This window comes from Streptomyces sp. PH10-H1, from assembly GCF_030063355.1.
Taxonomy (GTDB): Bacteria; Actinomycetota; Actinomycetes; order Streptomycetales; family Streptomycetaceae; genus Actinacidiphila.
The window spans coordinates 7,371-27,516 of sequence record NZ_JASISZ010000012.1; the positions used below are offsets into that span (position 1 = coordinate 7,371).

The 20,146-nt window shown below is 70.5% G+C and carries 18 protein-coding genes; 10 read left to right on the forward strand and 8 right to left on the reverse strand.

Annotation, left to right across the window (positions count from 1 at the left end):
• Positions 1–53 precede the first annotated feature (53 nt).
• From QMK24_RS10345 to QMK24_RS10355, 3 genes are all read right to left on the reverse strand, one after another.
• A complete protein-coding gene (locus QMK24_RS10345) occupies positions 54–1,289 on the reverse strand; it encodes a DUF5667 domain-containing protein (RefSeq protein WP_283465112.1) in 1,236 nt (411 codons plus the stop codon).
• A 223-nt stretch (positions 1,290–1,512) separates the two neighbouring features.
• Positions 1,513–2,307 (reverse strand): ECF subfamily RNA polymerase sigma factor, BldN family, encoded by a 795-nt coding sequence (locus QMK24_RS10350; RefSeq protein WP_283465114.1) that lies wholly within the window; start codon positions 2,305–2,307, stop codon positions 1,513–1,515.
• Positions 2,308–2,666: 359 nt separating this feature from the next.
• Entirely contained in the window at positions 2,667–3,632 is a 966-nt protein-coding gene (locus tag QMK24_RS10355; RefSeq protein WP_283465115.1) for an HAD family hydrolase, read from the reverse strand.
• A 143-nt stretch (positions 3,633–3,775) separates the two neighbouring features.
• On the opposite strand from QMK24_RS10355, the gene QMK24_RS10360 reads away from it, so the two are divergent.
• The 6 genes from QMK24_RS10360 (at position 3,776) to QMK24_RS10385 (ending at position 9,702) form a co-directional block, all read left to right on the forward strand.
• Positions 3,776–4,054 (forward strand): glutaredoxin family protein, encoded by a 279-nt coding sequence (locus QMK24_RS10360; protein ID WP_283465116.1) that lies wholly within the window; start codon positions 3,776–3,778, stop codon positions 4,052–4,054.
• A gap of 126 nt (positions 4,055–4,180) precedes the next feature.
• Positions 4,181–4,951, forward strand: coding sequence for a 3'-5' exonuclease (locus tag QMK24_RS10365; RefSeq protein ID WP_283465117.1), 771 nt, complete (start codon positions 4,181–4,183; stop codon positions 4,949–4,951).
• Between the two features lie 131 nt (positions 4,952–5,082).
• On the forward strand, positions 5,083–5,793 hold the full coding sequence (locus tag QMK24_RS10370) for a redox-sensing transcriptional repressor Rex (RefSeq protein WP_283465118.1): 711 nt from the start codon (positions 5,083–5,085) through the stop codon (positions 5,791–5,793).
• Positions 5,790–7,115, forward strand: coding sequence for a glutamyl-tRNA reductase (locus QMK24_RS10375; RefSeq protein WP_283465120.1), 1,326 nt, complete (start codon positions 5,790–5,792; stop codon positions 7,113–7,115). Before QMK24_RS10370 ends, QMK24_RS10375 begins: the two co-directional genes overlap by 4 nt.
• On the forward strand, positions 7,112–8,089 hold the full coding sequence (hemC, locus tag QMK24_RS10380) for a hydroxymethylbilane synthase (protein WP_283465121.1): 978 nt from the start codon (positions 7,112–7,114) through the stop codon (positions 8,087–8,089). The genes QMK24_RS10375 and hemC overlap by 4 nt, the downstream gene beginning before the upstream one ends.
• The gene (locus tag QMK24_RS10385; RefSeq protein ID WP_283465122.1) at positions 8,086–9,702 is read left to right on the forward strand and encodes a bifunctional uroporphyrinogen-III C-methyltransferase/uroporphyrinogen-III synthase; all 1,617 of its coding nucleotides are present in this window, start codon (positions 8,086–8,088) and stop codon (positions 9,700–9,702) included. Before hemC ends, QMK24_RS10385 begins: the two co-directional genes overlap by 4 nt.
• A 138-nt stretch (positions 9,703–9,840) precedes the next feature.
• Here the strand turns inward: QMK24_RS10385 and QMK24_RS10390 are convergent, their stop codons facing one another.
• Positions 9,841–11,187, reverse strand: a complete 1,347-nt coding sequence (locus QMK24_RS10390) for an alpha/beta fold hydrolase (protein ID WP_283465123.1) — start codon at positions 11,185–11,187, stop codon at positions 9,841–9,843.
• A gap of 67 nt (positions 11,188–11,254) precedes the next feature.
• Between QMK24_RS10390 and QMK24_RS10395 the strand changes: the two genes are divergently transcribed.
• The 3 genes from QMK24_RS10395 (at position 11,255) to QMK24_RS10405 (ending at position 13,254) form a co-directional block, all read left to right on the forward strand.
• On the forward strand, positions 11,255–11,842 hold the full coding sequence (locus tag QMK24_RS10395; protein ID WP_283465124.1) for a TetR/AcrR family transcriptional regulator: 588 nt from the start codon (positions 11,255–11,257) through the stop codon (positions 11,840–11,842).
• Positions 11,843–12,018: 176 nt separating this feature from the next.
• Positions 12,019–13,008 carry a porphobilinogen synthase gene (gene hemB, locus QMK24_RS10400; RefSeq protein ID WP_283465126.1) on the forward strand — a complete coding sequence of 330 codons (990 nt, stop codon included), beginning with the start codon at positions 12,019–12,021 and terminating at the stop codon, positions 13,006–13,008.
• A gap of 114 nt (positions 13,009–13,122) precedes the next feature.
• A complete protein-coding gene (locus tag QMK24_RS10405) occupies positions 13,123–13,254 on the forward strand; it encodes a hypothetical protein (protein ID WP_283465127.1) in 132 nt (43 codons plus the stop codon).
• 31 nt (positions 13,255–13,285) lie between these two features.
• Here QMK24_RS10405 and argS read toward each other — a convergent pair whose 3' ends face one another.
• Positions 13,286–15,046, reverse strand: coding sequence for an arginine--tRNA ligase (gene argS, locus QMK24_RS10410; protein ID WP_283465128.1), 1,761 nt, complete (start codon positions 15,044–15,046; stop codon positions 13,286–13,288).
• 106 nt (positions 15,047–15,152) lie between these two features.
• Here argS and lysS point away from each other — a divergent pair, with 106 nt between their 5' ends.
• The gene (gene lysS, locus QMK24_RS10415; protein WP_283465129.1) at positions 15,153–16,898 is read left to right on the forward strand and encodes a lysine--tRNA ligase; all 1,746 of its coding nucleotides are present in this window, start codon (positions 15,153–15,155) and stop codon (positions 16,896–16,898) included.
• Between the two features lie 81 nt (positions 16,899–16,979).
• Here lysS and QMK24_RS10420 read toward each other — a convergent pair whose 3' ends face one another.
• The 3 genes from QMK24_RS10420 to QMK24_RS10430 form a co-directional block, all read right to left on the reverse strand.
• The gene (locus QMK24_RS10420; RefSeq protein WP_283465255.1) at positions 16,980–18,248 is read right to left on the reverse strand and encodes a DUF2637 domain-containing protein; all 1,269 of its coding nucleotides are present in this window, start codon (positions 18,246–18,248) and stop codon (positions 16,980–16,982) included.
• Between the two features lie 122 nt (positions 18,249–18,370).
• A complete protein-coding gene (locus QMK24_RS10425; RefSeq protein ID WP_283465131.1) occupies positions 18,371–19,042 on the reverse strand; it encodes a DUF3558 domain-containing protein in 672 nt (223 codons plus the stop codon).
• A gap of 111 nt (positions 19,043–19,153) precedes the next feature.
• Positions 19,154–19,969 carry a hypothetical protein gene (locus QMK24_RS10430; protein WP_283465132.1) on the reverse strand — a complete coding sequence of 272 codons (816 nt, stop codon included), beginning with the start codon at positions 19,967–19,969 and terminating at the stop codon, positions 19,154–19,156.
• Positions 19,970–20,146 lie beyond the last annotated feature (177 nt).

Genomic DNA, 20,146 nt, shown 5'->3' on the forward strand with positions numbered 1-20,146 from the left:
GTCCTCTGATGAGGGCCGGGCGCCGCCGCACTGCTGGTGGCCAGTCCTTGGTGCTAGTCCTTGGCGTCCTCGGCTCCGAGGCCGAGGCCCGGGAGCAGGCCGGGGAGCAGCGGGGGCAGTTTGACCGACGGCGGAGTGGACTCCGGCTTGGTCGACGGGCCGGTGCTGCCGGTACCCGGTGACGGGGGAAGCAGATGGTCCGTACCGCCCAGGAGGCCGTCCGTGCCGGAGCCGGGAGCGCTCGGGCCGACGGTGGTGCCCGGGTCGCCGCTGCGGGTGCCCGCGCTCGCGGTGGTGTGCGGCGCCGGGGTGCCCGTGCCGTTGCGACCGCTGCCGGCGGAGCCGGGTTTGCCGGCCTGACGGTGTGCGGGAGCTGTGCTGCCCGGGGGTTTCGGGAGCTTGCCGGCCAGCGGCGCGACATCCTGCTCTATGGCATCGAAGACCGAAGAGACCTGGTCGCTCACATCGATGAGCTGGGTGGGCAGCCGGTCGCGCAGCTGGGTCCAGCCGTCGCGGTGCGAGGCGTTGAACGCGTTCAGCAGCTCCATCGGCTGGAGGGAGCCGTCGCGCTGATACGCCTCGGTCAGTAGCCGGTGGCCCTCAGCGGCCTCCTGGTGCATACCGGACAGGGCCTTGCGGACTTCGCCGACCGACTCGCTGTCGAGTACGCCCGAGCGGCCCCGCTCCATGAGGCGCCGGGCCTCCTGCATACGGGTCGCGGCCATGTCCAGATAGACCCCTCCGCGGGAGGAGCCGGTACCGGCCATGTCCAGCTTGAGATCCTCCATGCCCCGCTTGAGGCCGTAGAGGGTATCGCCGGGCAGTGCGTTCGTACTGGCCGCCGCGACGCCGCCGAGGGCTCCGGCCGCGACGCCCACGGAGAGCCCGCCGGCGGCGAGCCGGCGGGACCAGCGGGACCGTGGCCTGAGTTTCCCGAGCCCGGTGGCGCGGTGGGCGCCGCCGGTGCGTTGCTCGGGGACCTTGGGGGAGACCTCAAGGCTGCCGTCGGCAAGCGCGGTCTCCATCGCGGCGATCAGTTGGGCACGTTGCACCGTCTTCGCCTCTGCGCTCAGCATCGGCTGCTGCCGATTGCCGATGGCGCCGACCAGAGCCAGCAGCTGGCCCTGGTAGGGGTCGGCATGCCGGTCAGTGGCATGGGCGCCATGTTCGCCGGCGGGCTCCTGAGGCGCGCTGCTGGAGTCCTGGGGGTCGTGCCCCGGGAAATCCGCGGTCTCAAGGGCCTGGGCGAAGGCGTTCGCCCGACGGTGTGCCGTTGCTTGTCCGATCATGGGCGGCACCTCCTCTCGTCATCCACACTCGACTCCCGAAGCCGCCCGGAAGGTTGCATTCCTTGTTTCTGTCCACCCAATCGAGTGACTGGAAGCGGCCAGAGCGCGGCAGAGAGGTGTCTGCATGTGGTGCAACGAGCGCCGCGCCAGTTGGGTTACGCGGCCATGATGATCGGACCGGAGAGGGTGGGAAATGGGCTGGGAAATAAGGGACAACTCGGTCTCACCGGGCGTCTTCGGGGAGGAGTCTCGCCAAGGTCCGCACGGCGCGGTACTGCAGGGTTTTGATCGCCCCTTCGTTCTTGCCCATGATGCGTGCGGTTTCGGCCACCGACAGGCCCTGCAGGAAGCGCAGGGTCACGCACTCCTGCTGCTGCGGGTTGAGTTTTCGTACCGCGACGAGCAGCGCCTCGTTGGACAGCTGTTCCAGCACCGAGTCCTCGGGGCTGCGCTCGACCTCGTTGGCGTCGAGCATCTCGCCGGTGGTGACTTCGAGGCGGAACCGGCTGGATTTGAAGTGGTCGGCGACCAGGTTGCGGGCGATGGTGACGAGCCAGGCGCCGAAGTCGCGGCCCTGCCAGGTGAAGGTGCTGATCCGGCGCAGTGCGCGCAGGAACGTCTCGCTGGTCAGGTCCTCGGCTGTCGCCTTGCCGCCCACGCGGTAGTAGATGTAGCGGTAGACGGTGTCGGAGTAGTGGTCGTAGAGCCGGCCGAAGGCCTCGGTCTCGCCGGCCTGGGCCCGCTCGACGAGGTCCATCATCCGGCCGCTGTCGCTGTCCGCGGCGGGACGGCGTACCGCGGGTCCGCCGGCGGCGCTGCCGCCGGAGCCGCTCTGAGGATTGTTCCGGGTGCGTCTGCCTGCGGCGGTGCTGACTTCGGCCAGTGCGTACGCGGGGCCGGCGGGAAAGGGCGTGGCGAGGGCGGGCACGGCAGACGCGGGGACAACGCGCAGGCAGTCGTTCACCAATGCGCGCAGCGTTGCCAGGCCGGAGGTGTCAACCCCGTCGTGTGGGTACACGGGACTCCCAGAGGCAGAACTTCCATCACGTGCAGTACGGGACCGTGTACCCGCCGTGTCGACGAGTGGGTTCCGATTGCGTCTGAGGAGAATAACGCTTCGTACAGGCAGCGCTACACCGTGTTGCCTAAATCGCCGGTTACGTCGGATCCTGGATGTATTGGTGATCGATCAATTATCGAACATTGAATAGAAGTTGACCGCTTCTGTTCGTGAAATGCTCGCAGGGAGTGGGTGTTGAGGCTGTGCGGCAGTGCTGCGACTGCCGTGGGTCCAGAGGGGGCAACGCCGCGCGCCCGGGCGGGCCGAAGTCGGCCCGCCCGGTCCCGAACCTGACGGAGTCCGGGCTCGGACAGGCCCTAGCGGCGGCGGCGGTGGATCGCGACCGCGGCGACCGCTCCGCCCGCGACGGCGCCGACACCGGCGGCCGCCGGGATGCCGATCTTCGCGGCCTTGCGGCCGGTGCGGTAGTCGCGCAGCCGCCAGCCCTCGGCGCGGGCGTGCTTGCGCAGCCGGGCGTCCGGATTGATCGCGTAGGGGTGCCCGACCAGCGACAGCATCGGGATGTCGTTCGCCGAGTCGCTGTACGCGGCGCAGCGCGACAGGTGCAGGCCCTCGGCGGCGGCCAGCGCCCGGACCGCTTCGGCCTTCGAGGGGCCGTGCAGCGGTTCGCCGACCAGGCGGCCGGTGTAGATGCCGCCGACGGACTCGGCGACGGTGCCGAGCGCGCCGGTCAGGCCCAGCCGGCGGGCGATGATCGTCGCGGTCTCCACGGGCGCGGCCGTGACGAGCCAGACACGCTGCCCCGCGTCGAGGTGGGCCTGGGCGAGCGCCCGGGTGCCCGGCCAGATCTTCCCGGCCATGTACTCGTCGTAGATCTCCTCGCCGATCGACATGAGCTCCTCGACGCGGTGCCCCTTGACGATCGACAGCGCGCTGTCCCGCGCGTCCTGCATGTGCTCGGGGTCCTCGGAGCCGGCCAGCCGGAACCATGCCTGCTGCCAGGCGAAGCGGGCCAGCTCGCGCTTGTGGAAGAACTTCCGCTTGTACAGACCGCGGCCGAAGTGGAAGATCGCGGCGCCCTGCATGACGGTGTTGTCGAGGTCGAAGAAGGCGGCGGCGTTCGGATCCCCTGCAACGGGGAATTCCGGCGCCGTTCCGTTCTTACCCGGCTTCTCGCTCTTCTCGCGCCGCGTGCCGTCGCCGGGCCTCTCGGGCTCTGCGGCCGGCGCCGCGAGTGCGGCCTCGGCCGCGGCCTCGCCTGCCAGGACGCTGCGTGCGGTCGCGGAGTGTTTACGGGGGGTGAGCCATTGCAAAGCGGCCATACGGCGAGCATAGCCAGTTTGTTCGGCCGGTCCTGGCCGCGTAAGGAGCGATGGCGTGAACTCCTCGCGACGGACGCGTTACCCGGCGCACTGATCCGCTCCGGCCGGGACCGCGGCGGCCTCCCGGGGGCACAATGTCTTGAATGAGCCCTCTCCTGCGCCGTGGCGCCCGCAAGGATCCCGCCGACCGCACCGTGACGCTGATCGGCAAGCCCGGCTGTCATCTGTGCGACGACGCCCGCGCGGTGATCGAAAAGGTCGCGGGGGAGCTCGGCTCCCGGGTCGAAGAGCTGGACATCACGCAGGACGAGGAGGTGTACCGCAAGTTCTGGGAACAGATTCCGGTGGTGCTGGTCGACGGCGAGCAGCACGACTTCTGGCGGGTCGACGAGCAGCGGCTGCGTACCGCCCTCACCGGCTGAACGGCCGCTCCGGGCCCATCGCGCCGGTGGCGGGCGATTTGCACGCGTTACTCGTGGTGCGCGTATTCGATTACCATCGAGTTCGTTTTGTACACCCGGGGGCTTAGGCGTGAGGAGTGTGGACGCGTGCTCTCGGGACGGTTCCAGGGGTCCGGCGGCTATGCCGTCGTGGACCTGGAGGCCACCGGGTCCAGTTCACGGCGGCACCGGATCATCGAGGTGGCGGTCGTGCTGCTCGACCAGGAGTGCGCTCCGCAGGGCGAGTTCAGTACGTTGATCGACCCCGAGGGACCGGTCGGTCCGACCCACATCCATGGCATCGAGGAGAATCACGTCGGCGGGGCGCCGCGGTTCGCCGGGATCGCTCCGAGGCTGCTGGGACTGCTGCGCGGCAGGGTGCTGGTGGGACACAACGTGGGCTGTGACCGGGCGTTCCTCGTCGCGGAGTACGCGCGGCTGGGTGTGACGCTGCCGGCCGTGCCGGAACTGTGCACGATGCGCATGGCCATGTCGCGGGTGCCCGCTCCGCGCGGATTCTCGCTTGGGGCTTGCGTTGCGGACGCGGGACTGGGTGACTGGGCGGCGCACACCGCACTGGGTGACGCGCGGGCGACCGCGCGGCTGTTCGCCCATTACGCGGCCGAAGCGCCGGGCGGAGCCGATGTGCCGGGCACACTGCACACGGCCGGTGCCGCGAACAAGGCGGCCGCGGTGGACGTGGCGGCGGGTGTGGAATGGCCGACGATCGCGAATATGCCGGGGGTCGACGCGCTCTGGAGGGGACGGCGTTCGGCGGACCGTCCGGACGGCTGGTCGGGGGAAATGCCGAGGCGCCCGAAGGGATGGAACGATTCGTCACAGCAAATGGTTCCTAATGTCCGGAATGGGAGCGCGTGATGCCGGTCACTTCCCCCGGACAAACCGGACAGTATCTTTGTGCACGCGTTCACAAAGACATAGCCTGGCATGCACGGGGCGGCCCCAGGGACTGTGGTCGTCCGCAGCCCAGCTCTACCCGCAGGAGCATCGTGGCAACTGGCCGTTCTCACCGACCGGCGACCCGCAGCCGAGGTATCCCCGAGGCCACCGTCGCCAGGCTTCCGCTGTACCTGCGGGCGCTCACAACGCTCTCCGAGCGCTCGGTGCCCACGGTGTCGTCCGAAGAGCTCGCCACCGCCGCGGGGGTCAACTCCGCGAAGCTGCGCAAGGACTTCTCCTACCTCGGCTCCTACGGGACCCGCGGTGTCGGATACGACGTCGAGTACCTCGTCTACCAGATCTCCCGCGAACTGGGCCTCACCCAGGACTGGCCGGTAGTGATCGTCGGTATCGGTAACCTCGGCGCCGCACTGGCCAACTACGGCGGCTTCGCCTCCCGCGGTTTCCGCGTCGCGGCCCTGTTGGACGCCGACGCCGGGCTCGCCGGGAAGCTGGTGGCCGGACTCCCGGTCCGGCACATCGACGAGCTCGAAGCGATCGTCGAGGACAACCAGGTCTCGATCGGCGTCATCGCGACCCCGGCCGGCGCCGCCCAGGAGGTCTGTGACCGCCTCGTCGCCGCGGGCGTCACCTCCATCCTCAACTTCGCGCCGACCGTGCTGCAGGTGCCCGAAGGCGTGGACGTCCGCAAGGTCGACCTCTCCATCGAGCTGCAGATCCTCGCGTTCCACGAGCAGCGCAAGGCCGGCGAGGCCGCCCAGGGCCCGGACGGGGACATGCCCGCCGTGATGCCGGCATGAGTCTTCTCGTTGTTGGCCTGAGCCACCGCAGCGCACCCGTCAGCGTGCTGGAGCGGGCCGCGCTCGCCGATGAGGCCAAGGCCAAGCTGCTGCAGGACGCGCTGGCCGCGGAGCCCGCGACCGAGGCCGCGGTGCTCGCCACGTGCAACCGCATCGAGCTGTACGCGGACGTGGACAAGTTCCACGCGGGCGTCGCCGAGCTGTCGATGCTGCTCTCGCACCACAGCGGCGTCGGCCTCGAAGAGCTCACTCCTTATCTCTATGTGCACTACGAGGACCGGGCCGTCCACCACCTGTTCTCGGTCGCCTGCGGCCTGGACTCCATGGTGGTCGGCGAGGGCCAGATCCTCGGCCAGATCAAGGACGCCCTCGCCCTCGGCCAGGACCTCCACACCGCGGGACGGCTCCTCAACGACCTGTTCCAGCAGGCCCTGCGGGTCGGCAAGCGCGCCCACAGCGAGACCGGCATCGACCGGGCCGGGCAGTCGCTCGTCACCTTCGGCCTCGACCAGCTGGCCGCCACCACCGGCCGGCTGGCGGGCAAGCGCGTCCTGGTGGTCGGCGCGGGCTCCATGTCCTCGCTCGCCGCCGCGACCCTCGCCCGCGCGGGCGTCACCGAACTCGTCATCGCCAACCGCACCGCCGACCGCGCGGAGCGGCTCGCAGCCTCCCTCGGCGGCCGGGCCGCCGACTTCGACGCCGTCGCCGGCGAGCTGGCCTCCGCCGACCTCGTCGTCTCCTGTACGGGGGCCACCGGCCTGGTCCTGGACCACGCCACCGTCGCCGCCGCCGTCGCCACGCGCACCGCGACCGGCGCTGCGGCGAGCCCGCTGGCCCTGCTCGACCTGGCGATGCCGCGTGACATCGACGCCGCGGTGCACGGTCTCGAAGGCGCCCACCTGGTCGACATAGAGTCCCTCGCCGAGGCCTCCGCCGACGCGCCCATGGCCGCCGACGTCGACGAGGTCCGCAAGATCGTCGCCGCCGAGGTCGGTGCCTTCGGCGCCGCCCAGCGCGCCGCCCGCATCACCCCCACCGTCGTAGCGCTGCGCGCGATGGCCGCCGACGTCGTCACCGGTGAACTCACCCGGCTCGACGGCCGGCTTCCCGACCTGGACGACAAGCTGCGCGCGGAGATCACCCAGACCGTGCGCCGTGTCGTCGACAAGCTCCTGCACGCGCCCACCGTGCGGGTCAAGCAGCTCGCGGGCGAACCCGGCGGCGCCGGGTACGCCGACGCGCTGCGTGAACTCTTCGACCTCGACCCGCAGGCGGTCGCCGCCGTCAGCAGGGCCGACGACCCGAATCGAGGGCGGCCATGAACGGCCCCACCGCATTGAAATTGGGCACCCGGCGCAGCAAGCTCGCCATGGCGCAGTCCGGAATGGTGGCGGATCAGGTACGCCGGCTCACCGGCCGTCCGGTCGAGCTCGTCGAGATCACCACGTACGGAGATGTCTCCCGCGAGCACCTCGCGCAGATCGGCGGCACCGGAGTCTTCGTCTCCGCGCTGCGTGACGCGCTGCTCTCCGGCGAGATCGACTTCGCCGTGCACTCGCTCAAGGACCTCCCGACGACCCCCGCCGAAGGGCTCGCGCTCGCCGCGATCCCGGTCCGCGAGGACCCGCGCGACGCACTGGTGGCCCGCGACGGGCTGACGTTCGAGCAGCTCGCGGCCCTGCCGCAGAGCGTTCGGATCGGCACCGGATCGCCGCGCAGGATGGCGCAGTTGAACGCCTGGGCCCGCAGCCTCGGCCGCGAGATCGAGACCGTGCCCATCCGTGGCAACGTCGACACCCGCATCGGCTACGTCACCTCGGGCGAACTCGACGCAGTCGTCCTCGCCGCCGCCGGGCTCAGCCGGCTCGGCCGCCTCGGTGAGGCGACCCAGCTGATCCCCGTCGAAGCCGTCCTGCCCGCCCCCGGACAGGGGGCGCTGGCCATCGAATGTGCCGCCGACCACCCGGCGGGCCTGGCACTGGCCGCACAGCTCGCGGAGCTCGACGACCCGTTCACCCGGGCCGCCGTCACCGCGGAACGATCACTGCTCGCCGCCCTCGAGGCCGGCTGCTCCGCCCCTGTGGGCGCGCTCGCCGACCTTGTGGCCGACGGACAGATTTCCGAGCTGCGCCTGCGCGGCGTCGTCGGTACGACCGACGGCACCCAGCTGGTGCAGATGTCCATCACTGGTGCAACCCCTGAGTCCGCGGATGACGCCGCGGTTCTCGGTCGTGAACTCGCGGCCGAGATGCTCGCCAAGGGCGCAGCCGGTCTTATGGGGGAGCGCGAACTTTGAGCCCCACCGCCGTCAATCACTCCGGCCTCGGCCACGTCACCTTCCTCGGTGCCGGGCCCGGTGATCCCGGGCTGTTGACCTTGCGCGCCGTCGAGGCGCTTGCTCATGCCGACATGCTGGTCGGCGACCCGCACGTACTCGAGGTCGTGCGTGCGCACGCCCGGGCCGATGTGGGCACGGCTGAACCAGCGGCAGGCCAGGGCGCGTTGGACGCTTCCGCTGCCGCCACCCAGCTTGTCATGGCGTCCGCGCGCACCGGCAAGCGGGTCGTCCGTGCGGTAGCGGGTGATCCCGGCATGGACAACTGCGCGGCGGGCGAGATGCTCGCCTGCGCCGCGGCCGGCATCCCCTTCGAGGTCGTGCCGGGCGTCTCCGCGGCCGTGGGCGTACCCGCCTATGCCGGGGTGCCGCTCAGCGCGGACGTCCGTTTCGTCGACGCCGCCACCGCCTCCGACCGGTGCTGGAGCGAGGTCGGCGCGAGCGATGCCACCCTCGTGCTCTCCACCACCTTGCAGACCGTGGTCGCCACCGCCGCCGAACTGATCGCGGCGGGCCGCAAGCCCGACACTCCGCTGTCGGTCACGGTCGCCGGTACGACGACCCGGCAGCGCACCTGGACCGCGACACTGGCCACGATCGCCTCCGAGCTCAAGGCCACCAAGGCGCTGCCGACGCCCGAGGGCCCGATCGCTGCGATAGCCGTGGTCGGCCAGCGCAGTCTCCAGCGCGCCCAGCTGTCCTGGTTCGAGACCAAGCCGCTGTTCGGCTGGCGCGTCCTCGTACCGCGTACGAAGGAACAGGCCGCCTCCCTGTCGGACCAGCTGCGCTCGTACGGCGCGGTCCCGCACGAGGTCCCGACGATCGCCGTCGAGCCGCCGCGCACTCCGCAGCAGATGGAGCGGGCGGTGAAGGGGCTGGTCACCGGGCGCTACGAGTGGATCGCCTTCACATCGGTGAACGCCGTGAAGGCCGTGCGCGAGAAGTTCGAGGAGTACGGGCTCGACGCCCGCGCCTTCGCCGGCATCAAGGTCGCCGCGGTCGGCGAGCAGACGGCGCAGTCGCTGGTCGAGTTCGGCGTCAAGCCGGATCTCGTCCCGAGCGGTGAGCAGTCGGCTGCGGGGTTGTTGGAGGACTGGCCTCCGTACGATCCGGTTTTCGACCCGATCGACCGGGTGTTCCTGCCGCGGGCGGACATCGCCACGGAGACGCTCGTCGCGGGGCTCGTCGAGCTCGGGTGGGAGGTCGACGACGTCACGGCGTACCGGACCGTACGCGCCTCGCCTCCACCTGCCGACACGCGTGAGGCCATCAAGGGCGGCGGGTTCGACGCGGTGCTTTTCACGTCGTCGAGCACGGTGCGTAACCTGGTGGGAATCGCCGGGAAACCGCACAACGTGACCGTTATCGCGTGTATCGGGCCGGCGACGGCGAAGACCGCCGAGGAGCACGGGCTCCGGGTCGACGTCATGTCGCCCGAGCCGTCCGTGCACGCGCTGGCACAGGCGCTGGCGGACTTCGGCACGGCCCGCCGCGCGGCGGCGGAGGACGCGGGCGATCCCGTGACGCGGCCGAGCGAGCGGCGCCCGGGATCGCGGCGGCGGGCTCGGGTCTGAGGCTGGTTCTCTATCCGTTGCGGCCCCGCTCGAAAGGGCGGGGCCGCAACGGGGCGTCTCCCCCCAACCTCCGGCCGGGGGCGGCCCCACACGTTCGAGCGCCCGCCCGCTGGGCCGGTGGCGGGCTGCAGGCCGTCCCTACTTGTGGTCGCGCAGGAACGCGGAGATCTCGCCACGGGTCGGGTAGTCCGGCAGGGGTGCCGGCTTGTCCTGAAGGAATGCACTGACGATGGCGGCGGCTCGGCCGTTGTTGTCGTCGAGGCCGTTCCACATGTGGTGGCCGACACCGGGCAGGTACTGCGCGCGCCGGATGGCGGGATCGTTGGCAAGGACGGCCGTCGCCCATGGACGGACCTGGGAGGAGCACTCCGCGATCATCAGCATCGCGGGGGTCCCGGAGCGCCTCAGTTGCGGGGCGATGGAGGGAGAGTCCTTGATCGTCTGCTGGACGCGGAGGCTGGCGGCGGCGCTGAAGGAGAAGTTCTCTGCCGTGTCCTCGACGGGTATGCGCTGCGCGTCGCGCGCGCAGTAGCCGGATGCGGTGTCGCTGCCGAGATCGGCGGCGGTGAACGCGTTGCCGCCTTCGGCCTGTCCGATCAGCCCGGTGTCCGGGGTGAGGAGCCCGAGGCGCATGAGGCCGAATCCGACGGCGTACCGGGGGGTGTACGTCGACCGCGGTCCGGTCATGGCGGGCGCGAGGCCCCGCGCGGATTTCTGCCCCTTGGGCCCGCTGATCCGCGCGGTGGGGCCGTCCATCGGGCCGGGCTCGGCGATGATCGCCCGGTGCAAGCGGGCGGCGACGAGCGGGTCGGCCAGGGCTCGCGTGAGCACGACCGCGCCGGAGGAGAATCCGAGGATGTCGACCCTGCCGTTGCCCAGGCGATCGACGAAGGCGCCGAGATCGCGGACCGACCTGGAAATCGTGTACTGGCCCATGGGAAGCAGATCGCTTCGTCCCCCGCCGGCCTGCTCGTAGGCGTAGACGTCGTAGCCCTGTCGCGCCAGGAGCTGCAGGAACCGGTGGTCAAGAACCGAGATGCCGCGAACCGGTCCGCCGTTGAGATACACCAGCGGAACGGAGTGTCGGGTGCCGGCGTTCGCGGGCTGGTAGTGATACACCGCGACCCGGCTGCCGGTGGCCAGGCTCCAGTGCTGCGTGGCCACGAAAGGCAGGTCGGGCGGGGACCGTCGTGCCGTGGGCACGGTCGGTACGCAGACCGACGCCGTCAATGCCGCCGCTACGACCATCGGCAGGATCAGCACGAGCCGCGCTGGCCAGGTACGTCGCCGACCCCACCACAGTGCGGCGCCCGTCGCGATTCCAAGGGTCGTCAACCATGCGGGGAGCCCCGAGCCTGCCCCGTCCGTGAGGGCGATGAGCGTCAGAAAGACGACGACTGACCCCACGAAGGCAACCAGGGCCAGCGCCAGGCGGCCGGCCAGGCGGCCGACCAAGCGGACAGGACGTATCACGAACGTCGGCATGAGGGTCTCCAGATGTTTTGGAACGCTGTTTCAAAACGACGTTATCAGAGCCGCTAGGCTGTCCGTCGTGGGTAGGCCGAGAACGAATGACGAGACCGTCAAAGAGCGCCTTGTGACGTGCGCGACCGAGATGCTCGCCACCCGTCCGCGGGAGTCGGTCACCGTCCGCGCTCTGGCCACGGCCGCCGGGACGTCAACGACGGCGGTGTACTCCCTGTTCGGCGGCAAGGACGAGCTGATCGGCGAGGTACGGAACAGGGCCGTCGCCGGCCTGTTCCAGGACATGTCGGCAGTGCCGACCTCCGAAGAAACCCCTGCCGACCTCTACGCACTGGCCGCCGCATACCGTCGATGGGGGCGCGAACACAGCCACCTCTACACGGTGCTGTTCGGCGGTGTGCAATCCTTCGACCCGTCCGGCGCGGTCGGCACCAATGACCCCATCCGGCCGCTCCTCGCGGCGATCGATCGCGCCTTGGCGGAGTCCGCCCTCACCGGCGACGCTACGTGCATCGCCCTCTCGCTCTGGGTGGCCCTGCACGGGCTCGTGACTCTCGAACTGGCCGGAGCTCTCGACGCCGCCACGGCCGAGGCCGCATTCCGATCGACGATCCACGCGCTGCTGCGCGGCTGGACGACCAGCGCGGTGACCTGACGGGGCGACCTGACGGGGCCCGATGCGTTCTCGGTCCTGCGGGGACACCCCGCCACACCCCCTCCTGCCGGTGGGTGCCGGTGCGGCTCCGGCCGACGTCCAGTCGGGAAGAGCATGCTGGGCGCGGGCGTAGCGTGGACGTCTGAACATCTCCGGTGTTGGAGGAAGGCTCGGACATGACTGCCTACGGTGATTTCCCCGGAGTGCGCCCCCGCAGGCTGCGCACCAGCCCTGCCATGCGGCGCTTGGTCGCCGAGACCCGGCTGAACCCCGCAGAGCTGATCCTGCCGATGTTCGTTCGCGAGGGCATCAGCGAGCCGGTGGCCGTCTCCTCCATGCCCGGCGTGTTCCAGCACACCCGCGACACGCTCCGCAAGGCGGCCCTGGAGGCGGCCGGGGCGGGCGTCGGCGGGATCATGCTCTTCGGGGTGCCGGCGGAGAAGGACGCGCTCGGCACGCAGGGCACCGAACCCGACGGCGTTCTGCAGGTCGCCATCCGCGATGTGGTCTCCGAGGTCGGCGACTCCGTGGTCGTCATGTCGGACCTGTGCCTGGACGAGTTCACGGACCACGGCCACTGCGGGGTGCTAGACGCGCAGGGCCGGGTCGACAACGACGCGACGCTGGAGCGCTACGCCGAAATGGCGCAGGTCCAGGCCGACGCGGGCGTCCATGTCGTCGGCCCGTCCGGCATGATGGACGGTCAGGTCGGCATCGTGCGCGACGCGTTGGACGCGGTCGGGTTCGAGGACGTATCCATCCTCGCCTACACGGCGAAGTACGCCTCGGCCTTCTACGGCCCCTTCCGCGAGGCCGTCGACTCCTCGCTCACCGGCGACCGCAAGACCTACCAGCAGGACCCGGCCAACTTCCGCGAGTCCCTGCGCGAGCTGGCACTCGACCTCGCCGAAGGCGCCGACATGGTGATGGTCAAGCCGGCGCTCCCATACCTGGACGTGCTGCGGAAGGTCGCCGACACGGTCGATGTACCGGTGGCCGCGTACCAGGTCAGCGGCGAGTACGCGATGGTCGAGGCCGCCGCCGCGAACGGCTGGATCGACCGCGACCGCACCATCATGGAGACCCTGACCTGCGTCCGCCGCGCGGGCGCGAACATGATCCTCACGTACTGGGCCACCGAGGTCGCCCAGAAGCTTTCCCGCTAGCGCCGGTGCCGCAACCAGCCGCAACCAGCCGCTACGCCCGAGGCGCTCCGTTCGGCTCTGGCGATCCCCGACCGCGCGGCACGGTTGCGCGAACTGGAAGCGCGGGCAGCGACCGTGGAAGATCTTGACGCGGCCCCCGGCGTGGCCGCTGAGGTACGCGCGATCCTTGCCACTGCGGCGATCGAGGCCGGGCTCGACCGGCACCTGTGGTCCGCCGTACGCGGCAGTGCCCGGCCCCTCGCGTGAGGGGCCGGGCACTGCCGCGTTGTGACCAGGGTCAGAGCTGCTCGGGGGTGCGGATGCCCAGCAGGGTCATTCCCTGGCGGAGCGTGCGGCCGGTCAGGGTGCAGAGGAAGAGGCGGTTCTCCCGGACGTCTGCGGGGGTCTCGGGCTTGAGGACCGGGCACTGTTCGTAGAACGTGGCGAAGGCCGAGGCCAACGAGTACAGGTACGAGGCCAGCTTGTGCGGCTCGTAGGTCTCCGCGACGCCCGCGAGGGCGTCACCGAACTCGTCCAGCAGCATGCCGAGCGCGCGCTCGGCCGGGGCCAGCGGCAGTTCCGGGCGCGCGACGGACTTGGCTTCTGCCGCCTTGCGGAGGATCGACTGGGTGCGGGCGAACGCGTACTGCACATACACGCTCGTGTCGCCGGTCAGCGACACCATCCGGTCCAGATCGAAGACGTAGTCCCGGCCCAGCGACGTCGACAGGTCCGCGTACTTGACCGCGCCGATGCCGACCTCGGTGCCGCGCTCCGCGACCTCCTCGTCGGACAGGTCCTCGTTCTTCTCGCGGACCACGGCGGTGGCCCGCTCGACCGCCTCGTCGAGCAGGTCGACCAGCCGGATCGTCTCGCCCTCACGGGTCTTGAACGGCTTGCCGTCCTTGCCCAGCACCGTGCCGAACGGCAGGTGCTTGACGGTGACCTCGTCGGTGAGCCAGCCGGCCCGCCGGGCGGTCTCGAAGACCATCCGGAAGTGCAGGGACTGACGGGCGTCGACGACGTAGAGCAGGGTGTCCGCGTGGAGGCCCTGCGTGCGGTCGCGGATCGCCGAGAGGTCGGTGGCCGCGTAGCCGAAGCCGCCGTCCGCCTTCTGCACGATGAGCGGGACCGGCTCGCCGTCCTTGCCCTTGATGTCGTCGAAGAAGACACAGAGAGCGCCGTTGGAGCGCACCGCGACGCCGGTGTCCTCAAGGATCTTGCAGGTCTCGACGAGCATGTCGTTGTAGCCGCTCTCACCGACGATGTCGGCGTCGCGGATCTCGATGTCCAGCTTCTTGTAGACCGAGTAGAAGTAGATCTTCGATTCGTCGACGAACCGCTGCCAGAGCGCCAGCGTCTCCCGGTCCCCGGCCTGGAGGTCCACGACCCGCTTGCGGGCCCGGTCCTTGAACGCCTCGTCGGCGTCGAACAGCGTGCGGGAGGCCTTGTAGAGGCGGTTGAGGCGGGACATGGACGCCTCGCCGTCGGCGTTGGCGGCGTCGTGGTCCAGCTCGTGCGGGTGCTCGATCAGGTACTGGATGAGCATGCCGAACTGGGTGCCCCAGTCCCCGATGTGGTGCCTGCGGATCACCGTCTCGCCCTCGAACTCGAGGATCTTGGCGATCGCGTCACCGATCACGGACGACCGCAGATGACCGACGTGCATCTCCTTCGCCACGTTCGGCTGGGCGTAGTCGATCACCGTGGTGCCGGGGTTCGCCGCGAACGGCACGCCGAGGCGGTCGTCGGCGGCGCGGGCGGCCAGCGTGGAGGTGATCGCCGCGTCGGAGATCGTGATGTTGAGGAAGCCGGGTCCCGACACCTCGATGTCGGAGATCAGCTCGTCGGTGGGCAGGCCCGCGACGACCTGGGCCGCCAGCTCCCGCGGATTCGTCTTGTTCCTCTTCGCCAGGCCCAGCACACCGTTGGCCTGGAAGTCCGCTCGGTCGCTTCGGCGCAGCAGCGGGTCGGCATCGGCGGCCGACGGAACGGCGGCCGAGAGGGCGGCCGAGACACGCTGCTGGACAGAAGCGGAAAGGGAGGGGACCGAAGCCATGGGGTGGATGCCATTCCTAGAAGGGGGCGATGGAAACCCTTCGAGTATCCCATGGGACCGAAACCCTTTTCCGGATCCCCTATCGGGTCTGTGAGAATGGTCCGACATGCTGTCGAGGAAGGAAGTGCCGATCGTGGCTCAGAGCCCCGAGACCGACTGGGTCTCCCGTTTCGCGGACGAGGTCATTGCCGAGGCGGACCGCCGCGCTCCCGGCAAACCGATCGTCTGTGCATCGGGCCTCAGCCCGTCCGGCCCGATCCACCTCGGCAACCTGCGCGAGGTCATGACCCCGCACCTCGTGGCCGACGAGATCCGCCGCCGCGGGCGCGAATGCGTCCACCTCATCTCGTGGGACGACTACGACCGCTTCCGCAAGGTCCCCAACGGCGTCGACCCGTCCTGGGCCGAGCACATCGGCAAGCCGCTGACCTCCGTGCCCGCGCCTCCCGGCAGCCGGTACGCGTCGTGGGCCGAACACTTCAAGGCACCGATGATCGCCGCGCTCGCCGAGCTGGGCATCGAGTTCCACGGCATCAGCCAGACCGAGCAGTACACGGCCGGCGCCTACCGTGAGCAGATCCTCTTCGCCATGCGCGAGCGCGCCGCCATCGACGCGATCCTCGACCGCTACCGGACGAAGGACAAGCCGGCTGGCGGCAAGAAGCAGCAGCAGAAGCCGCTCGACGAGGCAGAGGTCGAGGCCGCCGCGGGCTCCGGTGCCGCGGACGAGGACGACGGCACCGGCGGCGCGGGCTACTACCCGTACAAGCCGTACTGCTCGGTCTGCGACAAGGACCTCACTACGGTCACGTCCTACGACGACGAGACCACCGAGCTCTCCTACACGTGCGCCTGCGGCCACGCCGAGACGGTCAAGCTCTCCGAGCACAACCGCGGCAAGCTGGTCTGGAAGGTCGACTGGCCGATGCGCTGGGCCTACGAGGGCGTGATCTTCGAGCCCTCGGGCGTCGACCACTCCTCGCCCGGCTCCTCCTTCGTCGTCGGCGGGCAGATCGTCCGCGAGATCTTCGGCGGCGAGCAGCCCATCGGCCCGATGTACGCCTTCGTCGGCATCAGCGGCATGGCCAAGATGAGCAGCTCCGCCGGCGGCGTCCCCACGCCCGCCGACGCGCTGGAGATCATGGAAGCCCCTCTGGTGCGCTGGCTCTACGCCCGCCGCCGCCCCAACCAGTCGTTCAAGATCGCCTTCGACCAGGAGATCCAGCGGACCTACGACGAGTGGGACGCACTGGAACGCAAGATCGCCGACGGCACCGTACAGGCCGCTGACGCCGCCGCGTACGGCCGCGCCATCCGCACCGCGGACGGCGAGCTGCCGACGACGCCGCACCCGCTGCCCTACCGGACGCTCGCCTCCGTCGTCGACATCACCACTGGCCACGACGAGCAGACCCTGCGCATCCTGCGCGACCTCGACCCCAGCAACCCCGTCACGTCCCTGGACGAGACCCGGCCGCGCCTCGACCGCGCACAGGCGTGGATCACCACCCACGTACCGGCCGACCAGCGCACCCGCGTCCGCGCCGAGCCCGACCGCGGGGCCCTCTCCAGCCTCTCCGCGGCCGATCGCGCGGCGCTCGACCTGCTGATCGACGGGCTCGACGACCACTGGTCGCTGGACGGCCTGACGACCCTCGTCTACGCCGTGCCCAAGCTCCAGGCCGGTCTGGCGGCCGACGCCAAGCCCACGCCCGAACTGAAGGTCGCGCAGCGGTCGTTCTTCGCGCTGCTCTACCAGCTGCTCGTCGGCCGGGACACCGGACCGCGGCTGCCCACCCTGCTGCTGGCCGTGGGCGCGGACCGGGTACGCCTGCTGCTCGGCGCGAGCTGACCCGACGGCTGTCCCCTGCCGCACTCGATCCCCTGACGGGCCGGATTCTCCGGACCGCCGGGGGATCGGTCGTTCCGGGGGCTACGGGACGTGCTCGGTGTCCCATTCCGTGCGGTACTGGGACTCGAAATCCGTCAGATACCGCCGCAGCGTCCCCTCGCTGAGCGGGCCGCCGGTACGGCCCGTGATGCCGTGGTTCTCCAGCAGATAACGGCCGAACTGGCGCGGGTTGGGGAACTCGCCGTACTCGATGACATAGCGGCGGAACGCCCCGTAGTACTGCTCCTCGCGCGGGACATCGGGCTCGACGTGCGGCGGGCGGCGCCGTGCGGGTTCCGCTTCCGGCTCGGGTTCGGGCTCCGGCTCGGGTGCGGGCTCGGGTTCGGGTGCGGCGTGCGGTGCCGCGGCGAACGCATAGCCGTTGGCGAGGGTACGGACGCGGCCGGGGGCCACGGGGACCTGCGGCGCCGATATGTGCTCGGGGGCGGGGGCGGGAGCAGGTACGGGCTCAGGTGCGGGCGTGGGTGCCGGTGCGGGCCCCGGTGCGCGATGGCGCGTGGGTGCCGGCTGCGGCCGGCTCTCCTGCGGTGCCTGGGGCTGGGCCGGGGCCTGGGGCTTCGGCTCCAGGGCCAGCGCCGGCGTGGGTGCCGGTACTGGAGCCGGTGCCGGCTCGGCGAGGGTGATGCCGGCGGCGGCGAGGCCGAGGGTGGCGGTTTCGGCGAGGGGGATGCCATAGCGGGCCAGGCGCAGGGGCATGAGGGCTTCGATGGGGGCTTTGCGGCGCCAGGTGCGGCCGTAGCGGGCCTGGAGGCGGGCCTGGTAGACCAGGCGGTCCTGTTCGAGGCGGATGACCTGGTCGTAGGAGCGCAGTTCCCACAGTTTCATCCGGCGCCAGAGCCGGAAGGTGGGGAAGGGGGCCAGCAGCCAGCGGGTGAGGCGGACCGATTCCATGTGCTTGTCGGCCGTCAGGTCCGCGACGCGTCCCACCGCGTGCCGGGCGGCCTCCACGCAGACCACGAAGAGCACGGGGATGATGCCGTGCATGCCGACCCCGACCGGGTCGGGCCAGGCCGCGGCCCCGTTGAAGGCGATGGTGGCGGCCGTCAGCAGCCAGGCGGTCTGGCGCAGCAGCGGGAAGGGGATCCGCAGCCAGGTCAGCAGCAGGTCCAGGGAGAGCAGCACCACGATCCCGGCGTCCACCCCGATCGGGAAGACGTTCGCGAACCAGCCGAAGCCCTTGGCCCGGGCCAGCTCCCGCACCGCGGCGTACGAGCCCGCGAAGCCGATCGCGGCGATCACCACCGCACCGGCGACGACCACACCGATCAGAATCCGGTGTGTCCGGGTCATACGTATCGCGGGCACCCGCGACCCCTCCCACCCTCGACAACTGGCTGGCCCAGACTGTCATATGAGGGATGGGCCAGGTCGTACAAAGGGGTGCGAAACCGGTGCAGACGCGACCGGAGTTGTTACTTGTTCGCCGCCGCGACTGTGGCCACGGCCTCCTTCGCCGCCGCCACGGCGTCCTTCAGCAGCTGATCGGCCGCCGGGCTCTTCGCGTCCTCGAAGCCCGCTCCGTTGTAGGAGAGGATCACGATGACGTTGCCGGTCCGCGCGACGACCGTCTCGTCCTGGTACTGCAGCTTGTCCTTCACGACCGGTGCGCTGACCACCGTGGCCTGGTCACCGACGCCGTCCGCCTTGGCGGACGTGGAACCCTTGATCTGGGCCGCCGCGGCGACCTGCTCCGTGAAGCGCTTCTTCGCCTGGTCCTCGGCGCTGCCGATGCCCTTCGCCGAGTCGAAACGCTGCAGGGCCACGTCCAGCCAGCGGAACTGGTAGCCGTCGAGACCGTTCCACGAGCAGCCGCCGCGCGCGTCCGGGAGCGCCGACTTCGCCGGCGTGCCCGCCGTGTCCTTCACCTTCGGGACGAGCCGCTTCACGGTGTCCTGCGCGATCGCCTTGCAGGGGTCCGGCAGCTTCGTGAACTTCGCCTGGGCCAGGGACGCCGACGCGGACGCGCTGCCGGACGGCGTCTTGTTGGCGGACGTGTCCGATCCCGACGAGCAGCCGGCGATGAGCAGCACCGGCACGGCGGCGCAGGCGAGCAGTCGGGCGATTCGCGGGGCTGAACGGTGCATGGTCCTTCGCTCACTTCGTGGCTCGACTCGACGGGAGACCGGCGGGGATCCGGGAGGATCCCGACGGGAAACGGACAGCCTACGGGGCGTCCGTTATCGGACGATCCGCTGTCACCTGATCGTCTTGACCAGGACGTCCGCCACTTGCTGGGCGCCCTGCTGCAGGTCAGCGCTCTGCGGAATGGTGGCCGCGCTCCCCGCCCACTGCGAGTACGAGACGGTGACGAGGACGTTCGCCGAACGGAAAACGAGAGTGATGTCACGGTGGATCCCCGAGTCGCGGGTCTTCAGCTCGTCATTGAGGAAGGCCGTGTCCGCGAGCTCGGTGAGCAGGCGCGGCGCGAGATCGGGGGAGGCGGAGCCGGGGGCGCCCGACGTCCCCGGCGGGGTCTGGCCCGGGGGGACGGTCGGGGTCGCGGTCGGCGTCCCGGCCGGAGCACCAGTGGGCGTCCCGGTCGGCGTCCCGGTGGGCGTACCCGTCGGGGTGCCGGTCGGGGTCGTCGCGATGCCCGCCCGCAGCGCCTTGGCCTCGTAGTCCGACTCCGCCTGCGCCTCGTCGCTCACTCGCGGGTCGTACGACACGACCCGCTCGAAGTCGATCTGCAGATAGCGGTTCCCCTGTGCCGTCCCACCGGTCCACTTGCAGCCCACCCGCCGGTTGGTGTCGTAGGTGAGCTCGGCCTCGCCCGCGTAGTCCGGCGCGTTCGGCACCAGCTTCTTGAGCGCGTCGGGGTCGAGCGCGCCGCACGGCTCCGGCAGCTTGCGGTACTTGCCAGGCGGTGCGGGAGAGACCTTCTGGTCACCGCTCGCGGACTTGGAGTCCACGGCTCCCGGGTCCGGACCGCCCGAGGCCGTGCAGGCACTCAGCCCCGCGACGGCCAGCGCGGCTGAGCAGACGATGCCCAGCAGTCCTCGCGATGGCTGCACTGACCAGGCTCCTTCCGCCGGGGTACCGCGAAATCCCTTGGCGCGCACGTGCGCACCGTGGACACAATGTCTATCGCACCTGTTGCTGTGGCCGTTGGGCCGCATGCGGTTATCGGACGTTTCGTCCACATTATTGATGTCGCCAGGTCATGTTTCGTTGTGCCAATTTGTCCGTTC

Bases quoted from the DNA above. Each gene is read 5' to 3' on its own strand.
- QMK24_RS10345 (WP_283465112.1), bottom strand. From the start codon at position 1,289: ATGATCGGACAAGCAACGGCACACCGTCGGGCGAACGCCTTCGCCCAG.
- QMK24_RS10355 (WP_283465115.1), bottom strand. From the start codon at position 3,632: ATGGCCGCTTTGCAATGGCTCACCCCCCGTAAACACTCCGCGACCGCA.
- QMK24_RS10360 (WP_283465116.1), top strand. From the start codon at position 3,776: ATGAGCCCTCTCCTGCGCCGTGGCGCCCGCAAGGATCCCGCCGACCGC.
- QMK24_RS10375 (WP_283465120.1), top strand. From the start codon at position 5,790: ATGAGTCTTCTCGTTGTTGGCCTGAGCCACCGCAGCGCACCCGTCAGC.
- hemC (WP_283465121.1), top strand. From the start codon at position 7,112: ATGAACGGCCCCACCGCATTGAAATTGGGCACCCGGCGCAGCAAGCTC.
- QMK24_RS10390 (WP_283465123.1), bottom strand. From the start codon at position 11,187: ATGCCGACGTTCGTGATACGTCCTGTCCGCTTGGTCGGCCGCCTGGCC.
- hemB (WP_283465126.1), top strand. From the start codon at position 12,019: ATGACTGCCTACGGTGATTTCCCCGGAGTGCGCCCCCGCAGGCTGCGC.
- argS (WP_283465128.1), bottom strand. From the start codon at position 15,046: ATGGCTTCGGTCCCCTCCCTTTCCGCTTCTGTCCAGCAGCGTGTCTCG.
- lysS (WP_283465129.1), top strand. From the start codon at position 15,153: ATGCTGTCGAGGAAGGAAGTGCCGATCGTGGCTCAGAGCCCCGAGACC.
- QMK24_RS10420 (WP_283465255.1), bottom strand. From the start codon at position 18,248: ATGACCCGGACACACCGGATTCTGATCGGTGTGGTCGTCGCCGGTGCG.
- QMK24_RS10425 (WP_283465131.1), bottom strand. From the start codon at position 19,042: ATGCACCGTTCAGCCCCGCGAATCGCCCGACTGCTCGCCTGCGCCGCC.